This is a genomic window from Micromonospora qiuiae (assembly GCF_016863555.1).
GTDB lineage: Bacteria > Actinomycetota > Actinomycetes > Mycobacteriales > Micromonosporaceae > Micromonospora > Micromonospora qiuiae.
Window position 1 is genome coordinate 1 of the sequence record NZ_BOPC01000120.1, and the last position, 16,625, is coordinate 16,625.

14 protein-coding genes are annotated in these 16,625 nt (G+C 69.2%); 5 read left to right on the forward strand and 9 right to left on the reverse strand.

The genetic code is table 11. The features are described from left to right. Window positions 1–36 precede the first annotated feature (36 nt). Window positions 37–1,560, forward strand: a complete 1,524-nt coding sequence (locus Vqi01_RS28625) for an ABC transporter substrate-binding protein (protein WP_204038273.1) — start codon at window positions 37–39, stop codon at window positions 1,558–1,560. 70 nt (window positions 1,561–1,630) lie between these two features. Here the strand turns inward: Vqi01_RS28625 and Vqi01_RS28630 are convergent, their stop codons facing one another. The 4 genes from Vqi01_RS28630 to Vqi01_RS28645 all read right to left on the reverse strand — a co-directional run bounded on the left by Vqi01_RS28630 (window position 1,631) and on the right by Vqi01_RS28645 (window position 6,508). Further along, complete coding sequence (locus tag Vqi01_RS28630; RefSeq protein ID WP_204038260.1) at window positions 1,631–2,980, reverse strand: ABC1 kinase family protein; 1,350 nt, start codon at window positions 2,978–2,980, stop codon at window positions 1,631–1,633. 21 nt (window positions 2,981–3,001) lie between these two features. Next, window positions 3,002–3,655, reverse strand: a complete 654-nt coding sequence (locus tag Vqi01_RS28635; protein ID WP_204038261.1) for an NHL repeat-containing protein — start codon at window positions 3,653–3,655, stop codon at window positions 3,002–3,004. Beyond that, window positions 3,652–4,545, reverse strand: a complete 894-nt coding sequence (locus tag Vqi01_RS28640) for a class I SAM-dependent methyltransferase (protein WP_204038262.1) — start codon at window positions 4,543–4,545, stop codon at window positions 3,652–3,654. The genes Vqi01_RS28635 and Vqi01_RS28640 overlap by 4 nt, the downstream gene beginning before the upstream one ends. A 73-nt stretch (window positions 4,546–4,618) precedes the next feature. Then, window positions 4,619–6,508, reverse strand: coding sequence for an AfsR/SARP family transcriptional regulator (locus Vqi01_RS28645; protein ID WP_204038263.1), 1,890 nt, complete (start codon window positions 6,506–6,508; stop codon window positions 4,619–4,621). Between the two features lie 285 nt (window positions 6,509–6,793). Here Vqi01_RS28645 and Vqi01_RS28650 point away from each other — a divergent pair, with 285 nt between their 5' ends. Further along, the gene (locus tag Vqi01_RS28650) at window positions 6,794–7,543 is read left to right on the forward strand and encodes an NADPH-dependent F420 reductase (RefSeq protein ID WP_204038264.1); all 750 of its coding nucleotides are present in this window, start codon (window positions 6,794–6,796) and stop codon (window positions 7,541–7,543) included. Here the strand turns inward: Vqi01_RS28650 and Vqi01_RS28655 are convergent. Continuing rightward, on the reverse strand, window positions 7,471–8,184 hold the full coding sequence (locus Vqi01_RS28655; RefSeq protein ID WP_204038265.1) for a winged helix-turn-helix transcriptional regulator: 714 nt from the start codon (window positions 8,182–8,184) through the stop codon (window positions 7,471–7,473). The two genes, Vqi01_RS28650 and Vqi01_RS28655, sit on opposite strands and share 73 nt — an antisense overlap. Window positions 8,185–8,317: 133 nt before the next feature. Between Vqi01_RS28655 and add the strand changes: the two genes are divergently transcribed. Continuing rightward, a complete protein-coding gene (add, locus tag Vqi01_RS28660) occupies window positions 8,318–9,409 on the forward strand; it encodes an adenosine deaminase (RefSeq protein WP_204038266.1) in 1,092 nt (363 codons plus the stop codon). On the opposite strand, the gene Vqi01_RS28665 is transcribed toward add, so the two are convergent. From Vqi01_RS28665 to Vqi01_RS28680, 4 genes are all read right to left on the reverse strand, one after another. Next, window positions 9,367–10,320: a homocysteine S-methyltransferase family protein gene (locus Vqi01_RS28665; RefSeq protein ID WP_204038267.1), complete on the reverse strand. Its 954-nt coding sequence runs from the start codon at window positions 10,318–10,320 to the stop codon at window positions 9,367–9,369. The genes add and Vqi01_RS28665 overlap by 43 nt on opposite strands. Window positions 10,321–10,441: 121 nt before the next feature. After that, entirely contained in the window at window positions 10,442–11,599 is a 1,158-nt protein-coding gene (locus Vqi01_RS28670) for an aminotransferase class V-fold PLP-dependent enzyme (RefSeq protein WP_204038268.1), read from the reverse strand. 644 nt (window positions 11,600–12,243) lie between these two features. Next, a complete protein-coding gene (locus tag Vqi01_RS28675; protein ID WP_204038269.1) occupies window positions 12,244–13,173 on the reverse strand; it encodes a hypothetical protein in 930 nt (309 codons plus the stop codon). Window positions 13,174–13,339: 166 nt separating this feature from the next. Further along, window positions 13,340–14,800, reverse strand: a complete 1,461-nt coding sequence (locus tag Vqi01_RS28680) for a trimethylamine monooxygenase (RefSeq protein WP_204038270.1) — start codon at window positions 14,798–14,800, stop codon at window positions 13,340–13,342. A 717-nt stretch (window positions 14,801–15,517) separates the two neighbouring features. Between Vqi01_RS28680 and Vqi01_RS28685 the strand changes: the two genes are divergently transcribed. Together Vqi01_RS28685 and Vqi01_RS28690 are read left to right on the forward strand one after the other, a co-directional pair. Then, on the forward strand, window positions 15,518–15,826 hold the full coding sequence (locus Vqi01_RS28685; protein ID WP_204038271.1) for a hypothetical protein: 309 nt from the start codon (window positions 15,518–15,520) through the stop codon (window positions 15,824–15,826). 188 nt (window positions 15,827–16,014) lie between these two features. Next, on the forward strand, window positions 16,015–16,566 hold the full coding sequence (locus Vqi01_RS28690; RefSeq protein ID WP_204038272.1) for a hypothetical protein: 552 nt from the start codon (window positions 16,015–16,017) through the stop codon (window positions 16,564–16,566). The last annotated feature ends 59 nt before the right edge of the window (window positions 16,567–16,625 follow it).

A 16,625-nucleotide genomic window follows, 5' to 3' on the forward strand; every position in this document is an offset into this window, starting at 1 on the left:
AACGGACGCCGTCCCGAATGTGGGGACGGTGCCGGCATGACCGGCGTACGCGAGCTGGAGTGCACCGCTGCCCCGACCGACCGCAGCCAGCTTCGGTTTCTGCGGCCGGTCGGCGGAATGCCCGACGAGGGCGAGTCGGGAAGGATCGGGACCGGGCAGCTGCTCCGGCTCATCACCCGACAGTTGTTCGCCTGCCCCGTGACCGACGACCCGGATGCTCGACCGGTGCCCGACATCGCGCGGGAACTACCCACCGTCGACAACGGTGGGATCAGCGCGGACGGCCGGACCTGGCGTATCCGGGTGCGCCCGGGCGTGCGCTGGGACGCGCAGTGTGCCCGAGAGGTGGGCGCCGGAGACGCCGTGCGGGGCCTCAAGCGCACGGCCCATCCGTTGGCCCGGCCGATGCGGCCGTACTTCGGCGCGCTGATCGAAGGACTGGCCGACTACTACCGGCGATACGACGAGGAGTTCGGGCACTGGGAGGCGCACGCCCCCGCGCTCGCCCAGTTCTCCCACCTCACCCGGGTGCCGGGGCTACGGGCCGAGGGCGACACCGTCGTGCTGCGGCTCACCGAGCCGGCCAATGACCTGATCGACCTGCTGGCCACCGGGTACGCCGCGATGGCCCCACGCGAGTACGACTACTACGTGCCGGACAGCCCCGAGTTGTACCGGTGCAACCCGGCCTGCGGGCCGTACCGGATCGCCCGGCAGTTGACCCCCGGTGGTGACTTCGTCCTGGAGCCCAACCCCCGGTGGGAACCGGCCACCGACCCGATCCGCCGGCGGACCGCCTCCCGCATCGACATCGTGGCCTCCCCCGGCGACCAGCCGGTGGATGACGCTACCGACTTCGGGGTGCTCTCCTGGGATCTGCCGGCGTCGGCAGCCCGCTTCGGTGGCACCGGTTGCAGCTACTACCTGTCCGCGACGCCCGGCGGGGCGGCGTGGTCATCCGCTGCCCGCCGCGCGCTGTCCTGGGCGGTCGACCGGGCCGCCCTCGCCGAGGCGGCACGCTCTGCCGGCGCCACTGGTGCCGCCGCTCAGCACGGTGTCCTGCAACCCGGGGATCCGGGTGCCGCGCCAGCCGCCGGCGCCGCACCCGATGGCGGTGACCCTTCAACCGCCCGGCACCTGCTCGCTGACGCCGGACTGACGCCGGGAAGCAGGCTGGTCCTGGCGGTGCCGGCCGGGTCACGGCCGGCGGTCGTGGCGGCGGCCTTGGCCAATATGTTCGTTCGGTACGGAGTCGGCGTCGTCACGGTGTCGGCGGGCGAGCCGGGTGCCGATCTCACCTTGCACGAGTGGGCGCCGCGGTGGGCCGGTAACGCCAACCGGGACCTGCTGCACCGGATCTGGCCCGCTGACGACGGTGCCGGTGACCCGGCCGGCGTCGCCACCGATGCGTTGCGGGCGCTCGACCCGGGCACGGCCACCACGCTGTGGCGCCGCTTCGACCGGTTGGCCACCGCCGACCTGCGCCTGGTGCCCCTGATCGTGGCCGACTGGCCGCGTGCTCGGGCCGACGCCGTAGCCACCGGAGTCGCCCGGTGGTGACCGCACCGGGGCGTTGACGATCCCGAGCGGGGGGCCGGTCGACCGGCCCCCCGCTTGTCGATCGGGTGGTTCAGCGGATGCCGAACAACGCGCGGTTCAGGATCGGCTTGGCCGTTTCCTGGAAGTCGATGTCCGGATCGAGCGACCGTACGGTGCCCTCCACCACGAGCAGCGACAGCAACGGAAACACCAGCTCCGGCGACGCCGCGACGCCGTACCGGCGTTGCAAGTCGAACAGTTCACCCGCGAACGCGATCAGACTGAACTCCTTGGCGGACAGCTTGTAGCTGCGGGCCACCAGGTCCGTGACACCCTCGGTGAACGCCCCCACGTCCGCGTCGTCGGACACCCCGATGGCGCTCTCCAGCACGATCGCCGCGCAGCGCTCGCCCCGGCCGATCGACATGTTGAGGAAGAAGTTGGCGAACAGGTCCCGCATCCGCTCCGACAGCTGGACGCTGAATCCGGCGTCCAGCACCACCACCTGGCCACCCCGCTTGAAGTAGAGGTTGCCCGGGTGCAGATCACAGTGGACGAAGCCGTTGATGAACAGCATCTGATAGACCACGGCCAGCGTGGAGGCCGCGAACCTCCGGCGCAACGCCGGGGAACACCGGTCCGCGGTGTCAACGGCCAGGTCCGAGACGAAGTCCATGACGATGGCGGCCGGGCGACTCGCCTCCGGATGCACCCGCGGCACCAGCACCCGCGGCACCGAACCCAGATCCTCCCGCAGGCGGCCGAGGTCCCGCCCTTCACGGCCGAGGTCGACCTGCCCGAGCACCGACTCACAGAGGTTGTCGACGACCTCACGCACCGGCACCCCTCGGAACATCGGCAACCGGGCGACGAGCGCCGCTCCCCGACGCAGCAACGCGAGGTCGGCAGCCATCCGGGGACCGATTCCGGGACGGCGCAGTTTGAGCGCGACCGTACCGCCGTCGAGCAGTGTGGCCCGGTAGACACAGGCGATGCTGCCGCTGGCCGTCGGAACCTTCTCGACAGCGACGAACACCTTGTCCAGTTCGTCGCCGTACGCCTCGCGCAGCGCGATGCGTCCCTGCGTCGCGGTCATCGGCGGCACATCGTCCTGGAGCATCGACAACTCGTCGCAGAGCCAGGCCGGCACGACGTCTCGGCGGGTGCCGAGGACCTGGGCCGCCTTGATGAAGGTGGGGCCGAGGCGGGCGACGGTCCGGGTGATCTCTCGAGCGAGCCGGCGCCGACCGGCCGTCCTGCCGTGTCGTACCGCGGTGGCCGAGGCACCGGCGACACCCGCCGCCATCGAGGCCGTGGCCACCGAACCGATGACGAGCGCGCGACCGGCCAGTCGGAGACGTTCGGGGGTGGGGGAGCGGGATGACTCAAGTGACGGCGCGCCGGTGGGGGAGAGGCTGAGGAGATACTTGAGCGGTAACATCAGGCACCTTCCTGCCGGGGGTCAATCGGGTCCTGACCAGTCCCGCGCGGTGGACAGCCCGGGGACGTCCAACGCCCGCAGGCGCATGTTGCCGGCGTCGGCGTACCACAGGCGGAGCCCGTCCCAGGTGAGGCTGGTGGCGGGTCGACCGTCGACCTGGATCTGCAACACGTCGCGTCCGGTCTGGAGGTCGAAGACCGTGATGGCCTCGCCGAGCAGATCGGTGTGCGCGACGTACCGGTCGGTGACCGTGATGCCGGCGACACCGAGTGGCGCGGGTATGGTCGCGAGCAGCCGGAGGTCGGAGGCGTCCCGTAACTCCAGGGCGTCCGGCCAGCCGAGCCAGATGCCGTCCTTGCCCGCTTCCATGCCGCAGACCTGCACATCCGGCCGAGGGCTGGGCACCTCACGCAGCACATCCCCGCTCTGCGGCTCGGTCAGCCGCAGGGTGGCCGACGTGGCGTAAAGGAGACACCCGCCGAGATTGGTCAGCCCGGCGACCAGACCGGGACAGGCCAGTTCGGAGCCGGGCACCCCGGTGCGCGGGTCAAGGCAGACCGCCCGCCCGCGCCCGGCGTCGGCGTACCAGAGGGCGTGGCCGGACCAGGTGAGGCCCGAGAACCGTTCGGCGTCGACGGAATGGTCACGGACCGAGGCGGCGGTGTAGATCATCATTGTTTGCTCACCCTGTCGAGACGACAGTCGAGGCGCCACCGGGTCACATCCCGCGCGGCGGAACCATCGGGACGTTGGGGACGCACGTGTACGGTGTCGCCGGCCGCGACGGCGGTGTGCCGGAGCGGCCAGACGAAGACCGCCCAGTTGCAGCCCGGGTACGACGGCATGTTGGACAACTCGATCCCCGGGGCGAGCGTGGCGGTGAAGTAGCCGAGCACGGCGTGCAGCGTTCCGGCTGTGTGCAGCGGTAGGGCCAGGGGCCGGACGTTGCGCAGTCCGGTGTCGCCGCGGCCGGTGTCGACCAGCGCGACCGGTTCGCCGAGCAGGGCCGGCTCCTGGGTGAAGAAGTGCAGGTGGGCTGTGGGGTCGACCAGTTCCTGCACCACGTCGAGCCGCATGCCGAAGAAGTCCGGGGACCAGATGCCCCAACCTTCGGTGCCGAACTGCACCGGCGCCAGCCAGGTGACCACCCGCTCGGGCACCACGGTGCCGCCGGGTCGCAGGTTACGGCGGTTGAACACCCGCAGGATACGGGCCATGTCCTCTTCCGGCCCGAGGTTGCCCATCAGTTCGCAGACCGTCACGTCCACCTGTTCGGGCAGGCGAACGAGCCGGGCGTCTCCCTCGATCAGGGTGACCCGGTCCTGCCAGCCGTTGGTCTTGATGATCCGCTCGGCGACGGCGGCTACCTGAGGGTCGGCCTCCACGGCGTACACGTGCGCGGCGCGGTGTCGCAGCGCCAACGCGGTCAGCGCCAGCGTGCCGGCGCCGATGTCGGCGACCACGGTGTTCTCATCGGTGACCGCGGCTAGTGCCCGGTCGTAGGACTCGACGCGTCTGCGGTCGCCGAGCATCGCCTGGTGCATGAGCAGGTGGCGTTGGTCCATACGAGATCTCCTGCTCGTTGACCGCCAACATCTACTAAAGAATCATATAGCAATGATCGGTGAATGTCTCGCCTCAATGGCCCGTGTGGCAGCCGCAGCCACAGCGGCTGGCGGGGGCCGAACCGTCCACGCCGTATTCGCGCAGCATCTGCCGCGCCAGCGCGTGGACCGTGCCGAGCATTCGGTAGCGGCGGCCCGTCGCGCCGTGCATGACCTCCAGCACCGACTTGTCCACCAGTCGATCGAGCAGCATTTGCAGTGTCTCGGGTTCACCGCCGATCGCCCGGCCGGCGACCGCCGCGGCCTCCAGGCCGAACTCCGCCGGAACCGCGCCCAGTGCGGCGAAGCAGCGCTGCTCCGCCGGCCCCAGCAGTTCCATGCTGCGGTTCACCGCGGCGCGCAGTGATCGGTGGTGGCTTGGCAGCCCCCGGCGGCGCGGACGGATCCGGCGAAGCGGGTCGTCCACGACGTTGACCAGCGCCTCCAGCCGCTGGGTACGCAGGCACGCCGCAGCGAGCTCGATGGCGAGGGGTAGCCCGTCCAGCGCCCGGCACACCGATCGCACCGCCTCAAGGTTGCTCTCGGTGAGTCGGAACGCCGGTTGGATCTGCACCGCCCGCTGGGCGAACAGCGCCAGCGCGGGTGCCATCGAGGAACCGTGATCCTCTTCCACGGTCAGTGGCCGCACCGGATACACCGCCTCGTACGGCAGACCGAGCAGTTCCCGCGAGGTGAGCAGGACGGTGACCTGCGGGCAGCTGCGTAGCAGGTCGTCGACGAGGTCGGCGGCCTCGTCGGTGACCAGTTCGGCGTTGTCGAGGACGAGCAGGAGTTTGCGGTCGTGCAGCCGGTGCGTCAACGGTAGGCAGCCTTTGGCGTGCCAGGATCCCGGCTCGTCGACGACCGCCGCCGTCGCTTGAACCAGTTCCCGGCCGGTGCGCGCGTTCGCCAGATCCACCACCGCGACCCCGTCGGCGAATCGTTCCCGCAGCTCCAACGCCGCGGCCATGCCGAGCGCCGACTTGCCGACCCCGGCCGGGCCGGTGAGGCTCACCGTGCGGTACTCGCCCAGCAGGTCGCAGACTGCCGCGAGGTCGGCCGAACGCCCGACCAGTTCGTCCACCACGGCTGCCGGTCCCCGCCAGGGCGGCTGATGGTCATCGGTCAGGGCCGCGCCGTCAGGTCGCGGCGGATCGGCGTCCAGCACCTCCCGGTACGCCTCGGTCAGTTCGGCCCCCGGATTGACACCCAGGTCGAGCTTGAGCCGAGTGCGGACGTCGGCATACCGTTCGATCGCCCAGGCGCGTTGCCCGATCCGCGCCAGCGCCCGCAGTACCCGCGCCTGAACCCGCTCGTTGAGGGGCTCGGCCTGGGCGAGCCGTTCGGCCAGTGGCAGGACCACCTCGGGCCGGCCCGACTCCAGGCCGAGCCCGATGTAGTCGAGTGCGGCAGCCAGAAATTCCTGCCGTAGCGGGCCGATGTCGTCCTGTTCGACCAGCAACGTGGTCAGATCGGTGAGCTGTGGGTCCCGCCACCGCTCAAGGCTCTCCCGGTACCTGGTGAAGGCGATCTCGTTTTCGCCGGCCGTGTGCCAGGCCGCGGCCTCCCGGATACCGGCGCGGAACTGGAGCAGGTCGAGCTGGTGCTCGGCCACGGTGAGCCGATAGCCGCCCGGTGCCGAGGCGATGACGTTCGTGCGCTGACGTCGTGGCGTGTCCGGCTCCAGCGTGTGACGTAACCGCGCGACATAGGTGTGCACCAGACTCGCGGCCCGAGCCGGAGGCCGTCCCGACCAGAGGACGGCGGTCAGGTCGTCCAGCGGCACGTGCCCGTCGGCCCGCAGCGCCAGGAGGGCCAGAACCGCCCGCTGTTTCGGGGGCCCCAGGTCGACCTCCTGGCCGTGGATCGTCGCTCGCACGGAACCGAGAATCTGAATCTGGAGCTCGATCTCGGTCCGCTTCACGGGTCCCCCAAGCTGTCCTGGTGCTGGCTCGGTTCTCCTCCACTTTAAGTGAAGAACTTACATACTTAAAGTGGTCCCGCCGGGCCGCGCGGCGTCAACCCGGATGCCGGGAGAGTTCAAGTCGCCGTCAAGATGGCTGGGCGACACTGTCCGACGACCCGCTGGACCCGAGCTTTCGGGTCCAGTTCGGCGAAAGAAATCTGACCACCGACCCCGGAGTCAGAAGATGCGTGTGTCCGTACGACCGCCTGCCTGTTGTCGCCGCCGCAGCGTGCGGTGCACCCGATGATCGGCGTCCTCGGACGCGGACGGATGGGCTCTGCGTTGGCCCGGAATCTTGCTGTGCAGGGAAAACGGGTGCTCATTGCCGGCCGTACGTGCAATGGCGCACGACCCGTCGGGCTGGCTTCGTACCCTGAGATCCACTGTGTGCCGGCGCCCGTCGTGGTGGCCCGGTCCCATCTGCTCGTGCTCGCGCTGCCGTTTGACGCCGCAGTGGAGCTGGCCCGCGATGGATTGCTCGATGGCGGGCGCGGACGCACTGTCGTCGATACGACCAACCCGCCGCCGACCGTCGGAGGTGGCCGGCGGAGCGGCCGGTTGCTTGCGGAACTGCTACCACAATGGCGGGTGGTCAAAGCCCTCAACACGGTGCCCGCCGGCATGCTCGGCGAGCCCGTGCTGGACGGCCGGCCGGTGACGGTGCCACTGGCCGGGGACCATCCGTCGGCCAAGATCGAGTGCGCCGCGTTGCTGTATGGACTCGGGTTCGTGCCGGTTGACGTCGGCGGAATCGATCGGGCGCCGGCGTTGGAGTCGTTGGCGGAACTGCTGATGGCGATCGACAGTCAGCATGCGTTGCGCGGCCGGCTCGGCTTCAGCCTCGCCGTGCCCGAGCTGTCGGCGGTGGCACCCACCGGCACGGCGTGGCCCGGCCGGCCGCCCGTCCCGGTCGGTGAGCGTCAACGCCTCGCGCCGCCGGCCGTTGACAACACCCGTTCGACGCCCGGTCGGCCACCCAGGCCCAGCAGGTAGAGGCAGCGCGGCATGGCCGCCGCCGGCCCGGTCACCGAAACCACCCCACTGACCACCGCCTCGACCGGCTCGATCGCACCGCTGCCGAGGTCGAAGAAGGTGCGGGCGTCGGTGGCTATCCGGAGGGTCGCGTCCAGGCCGGCGGTGCCGCTGATCGTCCGCGCCTCGCCGTCGCTGACCCGGACGTGGAAGACCTCGCCCTCGATGTCGAACTCGTAGACCTCGTCGACGAGCGCCCGCGCGGGGTCGACCATGGACTCGATGGCCAACGCGGCCCACGACGCCCGGGTGACCGGCGCGCGGACCTGCCCCGGCTGCTGGGCGAGCAGTGTCAGTCCGAAGCGGGCCAGCACCAGGACCGGTTCGCGTAGCTTCTCGCCCAACTCGGTGAGCGCGTAACCGGCGGTCCGCCGCTCCGCGTCCAGCGGATGAATGATGCCCACCTCGGTCAGGAAGGCCAGCCGGTCGGCCAAGAGGTTGGTGCCGATGCCCGGCAAAGCGTCCAGGAGGTCCCGGTAGCGGCGCGGCCGGACCAGCAGCTCACGGATGATGAGCAGGGTCCACCGCTCGCCCACCACATCCAGTGCGAAAGCCAGACCGCACTGCTGGCCGTAGGTCCGGCGGTCTCGTTGCTCTTTCACGGCGCTCCTCCATGCCGCAGTGTGGGCCAGGCAACGCCCCTTTACTTAGAGATAGTACACGGCAGCCTCTTCCAGATTGCCCTCCTACCCGCAGGACCCGACCAACCATTGCGGCGAACCTAGAATCGGCACGGTGACCACCGCCGAACCGCTCGGGGCGGACCGTGACGAAATGATCCAGCGGCTGCCCAAGGTCGAGACCCATGTCCATCTGGAGGGTTCGATCCGACCCGGAACGTTGCTACGGATCGCCCGCCGCCACGGGCTCGACTTCGGTCGCCTCGACGAGGCGGGCATCACCGACCTGTTCCGCTTCCGCAGCTTCCGGCACTTCACCGAACTGTACGAACAGTGCTGTGCGGCACTACGTGAGCCGGCCGATCTCCAACTGCTGACCGAGGAACTGGCCGAGGCGGCGCACGGGCAGAACGTCCGACACCTGGAAGTGACGTTCAGCCCCGGCACGCACTGGCGCGGGTCCGGCATGCCCTTCGACGAGCAGCTCGACGCGGTGCGCAGGGGCGCTGAGGAGGCGTGGCGGCGGGTCGGGGTGAGCATGCGGTTCGTCGTGGACCACGTCCGTGGCGAATCGGTCGAGGAGTGCCAACAGATCGCGGAGTGGGCCGTGGCGGGCGGACCCGGCGGTGTGGTGGGGCTCGGTCTCGGAGGCTTCGAGCCGGGGCGCCCGGCGTCGCTGTTCGCCGAGCCGATCCGGTGGGCGGCGGCACGTGGTGTGCCGTTCGTGCCGCATGCCGGTGAGGCGGTGGGACCGGAGGGCGTCTGGGACTGCCTGGCATTCCACCCACCCCGGATCGCGCACGGCATCCGCGCGGTCGAGGATCCGGCGCTGGTGAGGGTGCTCCGGGAGCGGGGAGTCGTGCTCGACGTGTGCCTCACCAGCAACCTGCGGACCGGCGTGGTGTCGACGCCGCAGGCGCACCCGCTGCGACGGCTCTGGGAGGCCGGTGTGCGGATGACCCTCAACACCGACGATCCGTCGATGTTCCACACCGACCTGGTCGCCGAGCATCGGCTCGCGGCGCGCTGGCACGGTTTCACGGTGGCGCAGCTCGCCGGGATGACCATGATCGCCGTCGAGGCCGCGCTGCTGCCCGAATCCGCGCGGATGAAACTTCGTGAGAGGGTACGGGCGGAGCTGGACGCACTGGGCATCGTCCCGGCCTACCCGCCCGGGGCGACGCGGTCCGTGGCCGCTGCCGGCTGACCCTCGTCGGCATCCTGCGGCCAGCGGGCCCGCAGCGCGGCGATGTGCTCAGGGCCGGCCCCGCAACAGCCCCCGACGATGTCGAGGCCGCGCCACGGACCTGTGTTCCGGAGACCGGCGAACGCCGTCGGCGACAAGGCTGGCGGCAGATACCGGTCGACCGGTGTCGCGGGCGGCAGACCGCTGCGGTCCTCCAGGTTCGGATATGCTCCGAGCCGCCCGATGTCGGCCTGCCCCAGCCGGGCCAGCGCCCGTTCCGTACCGGCCGGATCGGTGCAGTTGACCAGCACCGCGCTCGCCCCGGCGGCGCGTACCGCGGTGGCGGCGGCCACCACGTCCTCTCCGCTGAGCAGGTGACCGCCCTGCGCGCACACGAAGCTGGCCCAGGTGGTGAGGCCGTACGCGCGGGCGGCGCGGACGGCGGCGACCGCCTCGCGGATCGTGTTCATCGTCTCCACCAGGACCAGGTCGACGCCGGCGTGGGCGAGCTGGCCGGCCAGCCAGGCATGCTCGTCGCGCAACACCGCGTCGTCGGGCACCAGCTCGGGCCGGTAACAGTCCTCGATCGGCGCGATCGATCCGGCGACGGCGACCGGGCGAGCCACGGCGGTGGCTGCCTCGCGGGCCAGGGACACCGCGACGTGCACCAAGCGAGCGGCGGTGTCGGGGCCGGCGCCGGCCCGGTGGGCGGTACGCGGGGTGGTGCGGAAGGTGTCCGCTGTGAGCATGTCCACGCCAGCGGCGACGTATTCGGCATGGACCCGGGCGACCAGCCGTCGGCCAGCGGCGTCGAGCAGGCAGTGCGCGGTCCACCAGGGAGCGCTGACAGAGCGACCGTGCCGTTGCAGTTCGGTGCCGAGCGCGCCGTCGAGGAGCAGTGGCCGTCCGTCTGGTGCCCCGGGTCGTTCCACCGACCCCTCCTTGTCGGGTTGGGCCTGCGCCTGCGCGTCGAGCCCATCGTGGCACGTCAACGCCGGGCGTTCGAGCCCTCGCGGCCGATCGGTGGGGACCGCGCAAGCTGGGAGTGGCCCGTCAGTCGCGGGTCGCCGTGATCCCTGCGAGCATGGCGATGAGGGCACGCACGTCGGCCCGGGTGGTGTAACGGGCCATGCCGGCTCGCAGTGCGTCCGGGGTGTCCGGTGCCACGGCCCGCAGCGCCGGCTCCGACCCGAAGGTGCCGTGTCCGACGACGACGCCACCGTCGGCCAGCTGAGCCGCCACCTCGGCGGCCGGACGGCCGGCGACCTGGAACGCGACAATCGGCAGGCGCGCCGTGTCGTCCGACCGACCGAGCACGCGTACCCCATCGATCATGCGGAGGCTCCGGGCCAGCAGATCCGCCAGCCGATCGCCGTGCCGGAAGACCGATGCGCGGTCCCAGTGCAGCAGCACCTCGGCAGCGACACCGGTGGCCAGGACCGCCTCGATGCCCGGCCCGCCGGTTGACGCGACGTCGCCCAGCAGCGTGGCGGAGATCCCACCGCTGCGCCGCCACAGGATGCCGCATCCGGGGCCGTACCAGGTGGCGGCCGAGGTGACGAAGACGTCGCAGCCCCACGCCGCGACGTCGACCGGCAGGTGCGCCGGCACCTGGGCCCCGTCGACGAAGACCTGGGCACCGGCAAGTCGAGCGGCGGCGCAGATCCGGACAAGGTCGGGCGCGCTGCCCAGCGCGTTGGATCCGGCGGTCACCGCGATCCAACGGGTCCGCGGGCCGAGTTGGGTGGCGACCGCGTCCACGGTCAACCGGCCGTCCGAGGACACCTCTGCCATCCGTACCGCGGCACCCCGGCGGTGGGCGGCCTGTCGCCATGGATCCACATTGGAGCAATGATCCAGCGCGGTGCACACGACCTCGTCGCCTGGCAGCAGAGCCGGCTCGATCGAGCGTACGAAGGCCCGGGTCAGGCTCGTCATGTCGGGACCGAACGAGACGGCGCCGCCGGGCGCGCCGATCAGCGCCCGGAACCGGTTGGCGGCCCAGTTGAGCGCCACCCGGGAGCGGTGCTGGGGGATGTCGGCGCTATTTTTCCGATAGTTTGCGAGCACATCGAGGACGGCGGCGTGGGCCAGCGTTCCGGCGGGCGCATCGAGATGGACGACACCTGAGTTCAGGTCCGGGAACTGCTCTGTGACCGGCCGCGTCGCCAGGGCTTTCAGGGGTAGCCCTTGCAGTTCACCGAAGGTCATCTCAACCGGGGGGATCGGGCCGCGACTGGCGTACGACCGCAGGCGGCACCGTCGGTCAGTGGGGGCTACGTAGACGGAGCACGGTAGCGAGGTCGCACCTACGTAGGGCCTTCTCGATGGGCGCATGTCGACATCACGTTCGTCACGGCAGTGTGCTATTCGAAAGAGGAGCGTAAAGATACCATATTGAATGCCGAATAGGTTCACTAAGGTGACGTTCCGCAGGGTGGCAAACACGCTCCGTGACATCACGGCATCGGTCCCGGTCCGCCCGACGGCTCCTCGCCGGTTGTCGGGACGGGATCAGCCTCGGTGGGTTCGTAGCCCCAGCGCCACCAGAAGCGGCTGTCCGCTGTCGACCGCTGCCCGACGGCCGGCGACCGCGCCGATCGTTGCCTGGCGGTGCGGCCCTGCCCGGGAGGTCGGTTCGCGATGTCGTCCGCTCCTGCCCCGGCCACATCGTCATCCGGTGGATCTGCGCTCTGGTAGGCAGCCGACACGGGCAGACCTTCCTTTCTGTGCCGCCAGCACGCTGATCGGCCGATCGATACCGGCTGCGGGCCCGGGATCCTGCCTGCCGAGCGCCGGCAGGTGGTAGCCCGGGCATCAGCTCTCGCTCGATCGCGGGTATCCGTCGGCGTTCGCTAGTTGTAGGGCATCGTGGGGAACCAGCCATAATCGAACATCGCCGGCAGGCGCACGTTCCAGTAGACGACCAGGAACACGCCCAGCGCGATCAGCATCCCGCCGGTCAACGCCGCGGTGCGGGCCGGGCTGGCCGCCAGAAGACGGATGAAACCGCCCCGCGTGACCAGCACGAGCAGGACGAACAGGACCACGACGATGGCGATGTTGCCGAGTGACTGAAGGACAAAGGCCCCTGCGCCGTACCACGGATTTCCGTTCTCCACCGCCCAGTGGAACAGCTTGTTGAACAGCGGGTACGGCCGGCCGATCAGGAAGCCACCGACCAGTGCGCCGAGCACCACCACCCGAGCCACCGGCCGGTGCGCGAAGGGGTCCCGCAATACGCTGAGGGAAGCCAGGCCGAGGTAGACGAAAGCCAGCCCGATCACTCCGAACACGATCATCGACTGGATCAGGCGGACCGGGAGCGTCCCGACGGCGGCGGTGGACAGCTGCGGCAGCCGCTCACCGAGCAGCACGCCGATGAACCCGTAGCTGGCGGAGACCGCCACCATTCCGAGGGTCAGCCAGCCGACCGGCCGCACCAGGCTACGCAGCCCGGCACGGGCCGCCGCACCTGCGTTCGCCTGGCTCATCGGTCCGATCGACGCGGCCATGGCGATGTTGCAGGCGGTGAAGGTGCCGGCCAGACCCGAGACGAACGCGAAGACCAGGGCGGCGAAGGTACCGCTGATCGCGGTCGCTTTCGCGTCCCGGCCGAGGAGGGCGTTGGCCATCGAATCGCCGATGGTGTGATCGACGAACTCGTAAGACCACAGCACTGACAGCAGTACGCCGACTCCGACGGCGATCAGGATCACTCGACCCCGCCGTGTCGGCGCTGTCAACGGGACAATATCCAGGCCGGCGCGCTCCGTGGCAGTCATGGCTGAATTCTCGGCGACTTGACATCGACCGTGTTCTCGTAGTTTGCCGACTGCGGTGGCGCCGTGGGTGCGACCATCTGGCCGGCGCGCCGGGTCTGGATGATCCAGTTGCCGACCGCGCCGGCGATGGCCAGCAGCGCGAGAAGTACCAGACAGAACGTACGGGTCAGGGGCCCGCAGTGAGAGCTGCTGGCCCCCTGACCCGTAGTGGGGTCCGACCTCGACCTCGGGAAGTTACGCCGCTGCGCTTGAGCTCGGCGTTCTGCGGGGTCTTGGCGGGGTTCTCGGCGAGGTAGCGCTCGATCGAGTCGTCGAGTTCTTCGAGCCACGGTGTGTGGTGCTCGGCGGCCAGGGTTCCCGTCATGACCGAGCGGTAGACACGGTCGCGGTAGCCCATGATGTCGGCCTTCTTGTCGCGCATCCACGCGAGGAAGATCTCGACGACCTGGTCGAGGTCGAACTCGGGGTAGTCCGTCTGCCGCAGCAGATCACGCACGTAGTCGGCTTGGAAGCGGATCTCTTCGGCGTCCGAGGAAAGCTTTTCGAAACGTTCCCGCCACTCGGCGATGGACGCCGAGCGTTCGGCCTCCGACGGCAGCTCGGCGCGGCCCAGGATGAGGTCGCGTACGTACCAGGCCTGCGCGTCGAACATGTTGAAGGTGAACCACTGGTCCTGTGCGCCGAGGTAGGCCAGACGCGGGTTGTCCTGCCACACGACACCGCGGTAAAGGCCGTCCGGGTACACGTTGTTCGGGGAGTTCAGCGCGAGCTCGTCGGGCAGGAACGGGTACTTGTGCAGGTAGCCGGTGCACAGGATGATGGCGTCGATGTGCTTCGAGGAGTCGTCTGCGAAGTGGACCGTGTTACCCTCGATGCGCCTGATGGCGGGGCGCTCCTCGAAGCCCTCGGGCCAGTCGTAGCCCATCGGCGTGGAACGATAGCTCGCCGTCACCGAGCGTGCGCCCATCTTGAACGCCTGGCTGCCGATGTCCTCGGCCGAGTAGCTGGAACCGACGACGAGGACGTCCTGCCCCTTGAAACCTTCCGCGCCGCGGAAGTCGTGCGCGTGGGCGATGTACCCGGGAAAGGTCTCGATGCCAGGGAACTGCGGCACGTGGGGGAAAGAGAAATGGCCGCTGGCGACGACCACATGGTCGAACTCCTCGGTCGTCGTTTCTCCGGTGGGGAGATTCTCGGCCGTGAGCGTGAAGACCTCACGCTCGGCGTCGTATTCCGTCCAGCGTACGACGGTCTGGAAACGGATGAAATCGCGCACGTTCGTCTTCTTCAGCCGGCCGGCGATGTAGTCCCACAGAACCGTGCGCGGTGGGTATGAGGAGATGGGGCGACCGAAGTGCTCGTCGAAGGTGTAATCAGCGAACTCCAGCGCTTCCTTCGGCCCATTCGACCACAGATTGCGGTACATGCTCGAGTGCACGGGCTCGCCGTACTCGTCGAGTCCGGTGCGCCAGGTGAAGTTCCACTGGCCACCCCAGTCAGTCTGTTTCTCAAAACAGACAATCTCGGGGATGTCCGCCCCCGCGCGCGCTGCGGTCTCAAAGGCTCGCAGCTGAGCCATGCCCGAGGGGCCGGCACCGATAATCGCTACTCTTTTTCCGTTCGTCACGTATGTTCCTTTGTTTTCGGCATGCGGCCCCCTGCCCGCCCTCAGGGGCGGGACGGAGCCATCCGGTCGCCAGAATCCGCACGTATCGACTGGTTCAGGCAGAGATTCCTTTTTGACCGTAACAGAATTGTCTCAGTTTTGCAAATTTGCTGTCGCAATCAACGGCGTCAACCCGTCGGAGGTGCGGGCCGCGGCAGCCGGTCGGGCCGTGCGGATACAGCTCGATATCAATCCCCACTTTCGGCAGATGAACTGCAGCTTCGTCGCCTCGTCGGGTGCAACGGGGGGTCGTCCCCCGGGCTGGCCACGAAGGTCGTCGCCCTGCATGTCTTCACCCTTTGAATTCCATATCGGCAGCGCAACAGAAAGGGTGGATGGCGCCCTGGCGGAAATCCGACCGCAGCTCCTTCCCGGTCTGCGCAATCTCATTCCTTATGGTCGAGCATCCCGCCATACGCGCCGGAATTCTGGCGCGTGAAAAGGCGGCGCGACGATCGCGGCAGGTCAGCGCTGACGGCGCTTTCTGAGCCTCAGTTGCTGGCACGGCGGATTGTGCTGCGGACCTGCCGGGTCGCTGCGCCAGGAGCACGTGTGACGACGTGCCTCGCCATAACCCATGGCCTTCGACGGACGTGAAGCGGAAGGATCGCCTCTCTCCGCACGATGTGCGTTCAAAGTAGGGTGCCATCCATCTTTTCTGTAATCCAGCTGGCTGGCGTGGCGCTGTTGCTGTCGGCGTTCGTGAGGCTGTTCCGTATCTTGCGGTTGCGACGCGGTGGGATCCGCACCATGGGGACGTCGTTGAGCATGTTCCAGACCAAGGCCCCTGGATCCTCTTTTAGGACCAGCAAGGCAACCGGGCAATATTTTCACCCCCGATCTCACCTCCCCCTGGAAACGTGCCTCCGGCGCGCCGGAGGCACCCGGGTGGAGATCGTCCACCTTCCGGAAGATCCGGAAAAAGTGCGGCTGCTCATCGATACCGCGCCGATCAATACCGTCAAAACCCTCGATGGCCGAGCCTAGTGAGAAGTGGGCCTACCCAACAGTCACCTTTCGACCACGCCGGGGCACACTTCCTCCTTCCCGACAGAAAAACGCGGGTTACGGGAGCTCGCCGCACCGGAGTGAATCTTGGACCGGGAAGGCCCCCATAGGGGCAGAGAGTGCCCAAGATTGCTGCTGGGCGCGTCGGCGGCGGGTACGTTCGACGGGTGGCGTACGACGCCCTGGTTGAGAGCCTGGGTTTGATCACTTCGGGGTTGCCGGACCGCCCAGTGCGGCTGAGCCGACGGCGTCGGTTCGCGCCAGTCGCGGTCGACGTGGACGGCGACGTCGCCGCCACACGGTTTCTTCGCCGTGGCGTTGGCTGTTACTGGGATGAGACGCACCTGCTGGCCGTCGATGAACACGGAGCCTGGCGAATGCTCGGCGGTGGCGGCTCGTCGTCAAACGGCGGGGATCTGACTGCGCACGACTTCGAACGGGCCCGCGACGGCCTCACGCCGTACGAAGTGGCGCTGCATGGGGGTGCGGGCGTCGCGCGCGGCGACCGCCTGCTGCCGTGGGGCACGCCGTGGGTGCAGTCGACGGCGGTGCTCGTCGGCCATGGGATCGCAGAGCTGCAGGTCAACGGGCGTTGCCTACCCATCCCGTACCACGGTCATCTGATCGTGGTCTGGGGCTCTCGCCGACCGCCGACGCTGACCGCACGCGACGGCGCCGGGCGCAGGGTTGCCACCGCCACTGTGTCCCATGAGCGGTAGTCGGCAATCGCCGCTCCGATGGTCCGGAGGTTGCTCCTTAGCGAGTCCGGCAATAGGGG

What these genes read in the sequence shown, in the direction of transcription:
- Vqi01_RS28625 (WP_204038273.1), top strand. Translation starts at nt 37, where the DNA reads ATGACCGGCGTACGCGAGCTGGAGTGCACCGCTGCCCCGACCGACCGC.
- Vqi01_RS28650 (WP_204038264.1), top strand. Translation starts at nt 6,794, where the DNA reads ATGATCGGCGTCCTCGGACGCGGACGGATGGGCTCTGCGTTGGCCCGG.
- Vqi01_RS28675 (WP_204038269.1), bottom strand. Translation starts at nt 13,173, where the DNA reads ATGACTGCCACGGAGCGCGCCGGCCTGGATATTGTCCCGTTGACAGCG.
- Vqi01_RS28670 (WP_204038268.1), bottom strand. Translation starts at nt 11,599, where the DNA reads ATGACCTTCGGTGAACTGCAAGGGCTACCCCTGAAAGCCCTGGCGACG.
- Vqi01_RS28640 (WP_204038262.1), bottom strand. Translation starts at nt 4,545, where the DNA reads ATGGACCAACGCCACCTGCTCATGCACCAGGCGATGCTCGGCGACCGC.
- Vqi01_RS28635 (WP_204038261.1), bottom strand. Translation starts at nt 3,655, where the DNA reads ATGATGATCTACACCGCCGCCTCGGTCCGTGACCATTCCGTCGACGCC.
- Vqi01_RS28630 (WP_204038260.1), bottom strand. Translation starts at nt 2,980, where the DNA reads ATGTTACCGCTCAAGTATCTCCTCAGCCTCTCCCCCACCGGCGCGCCG.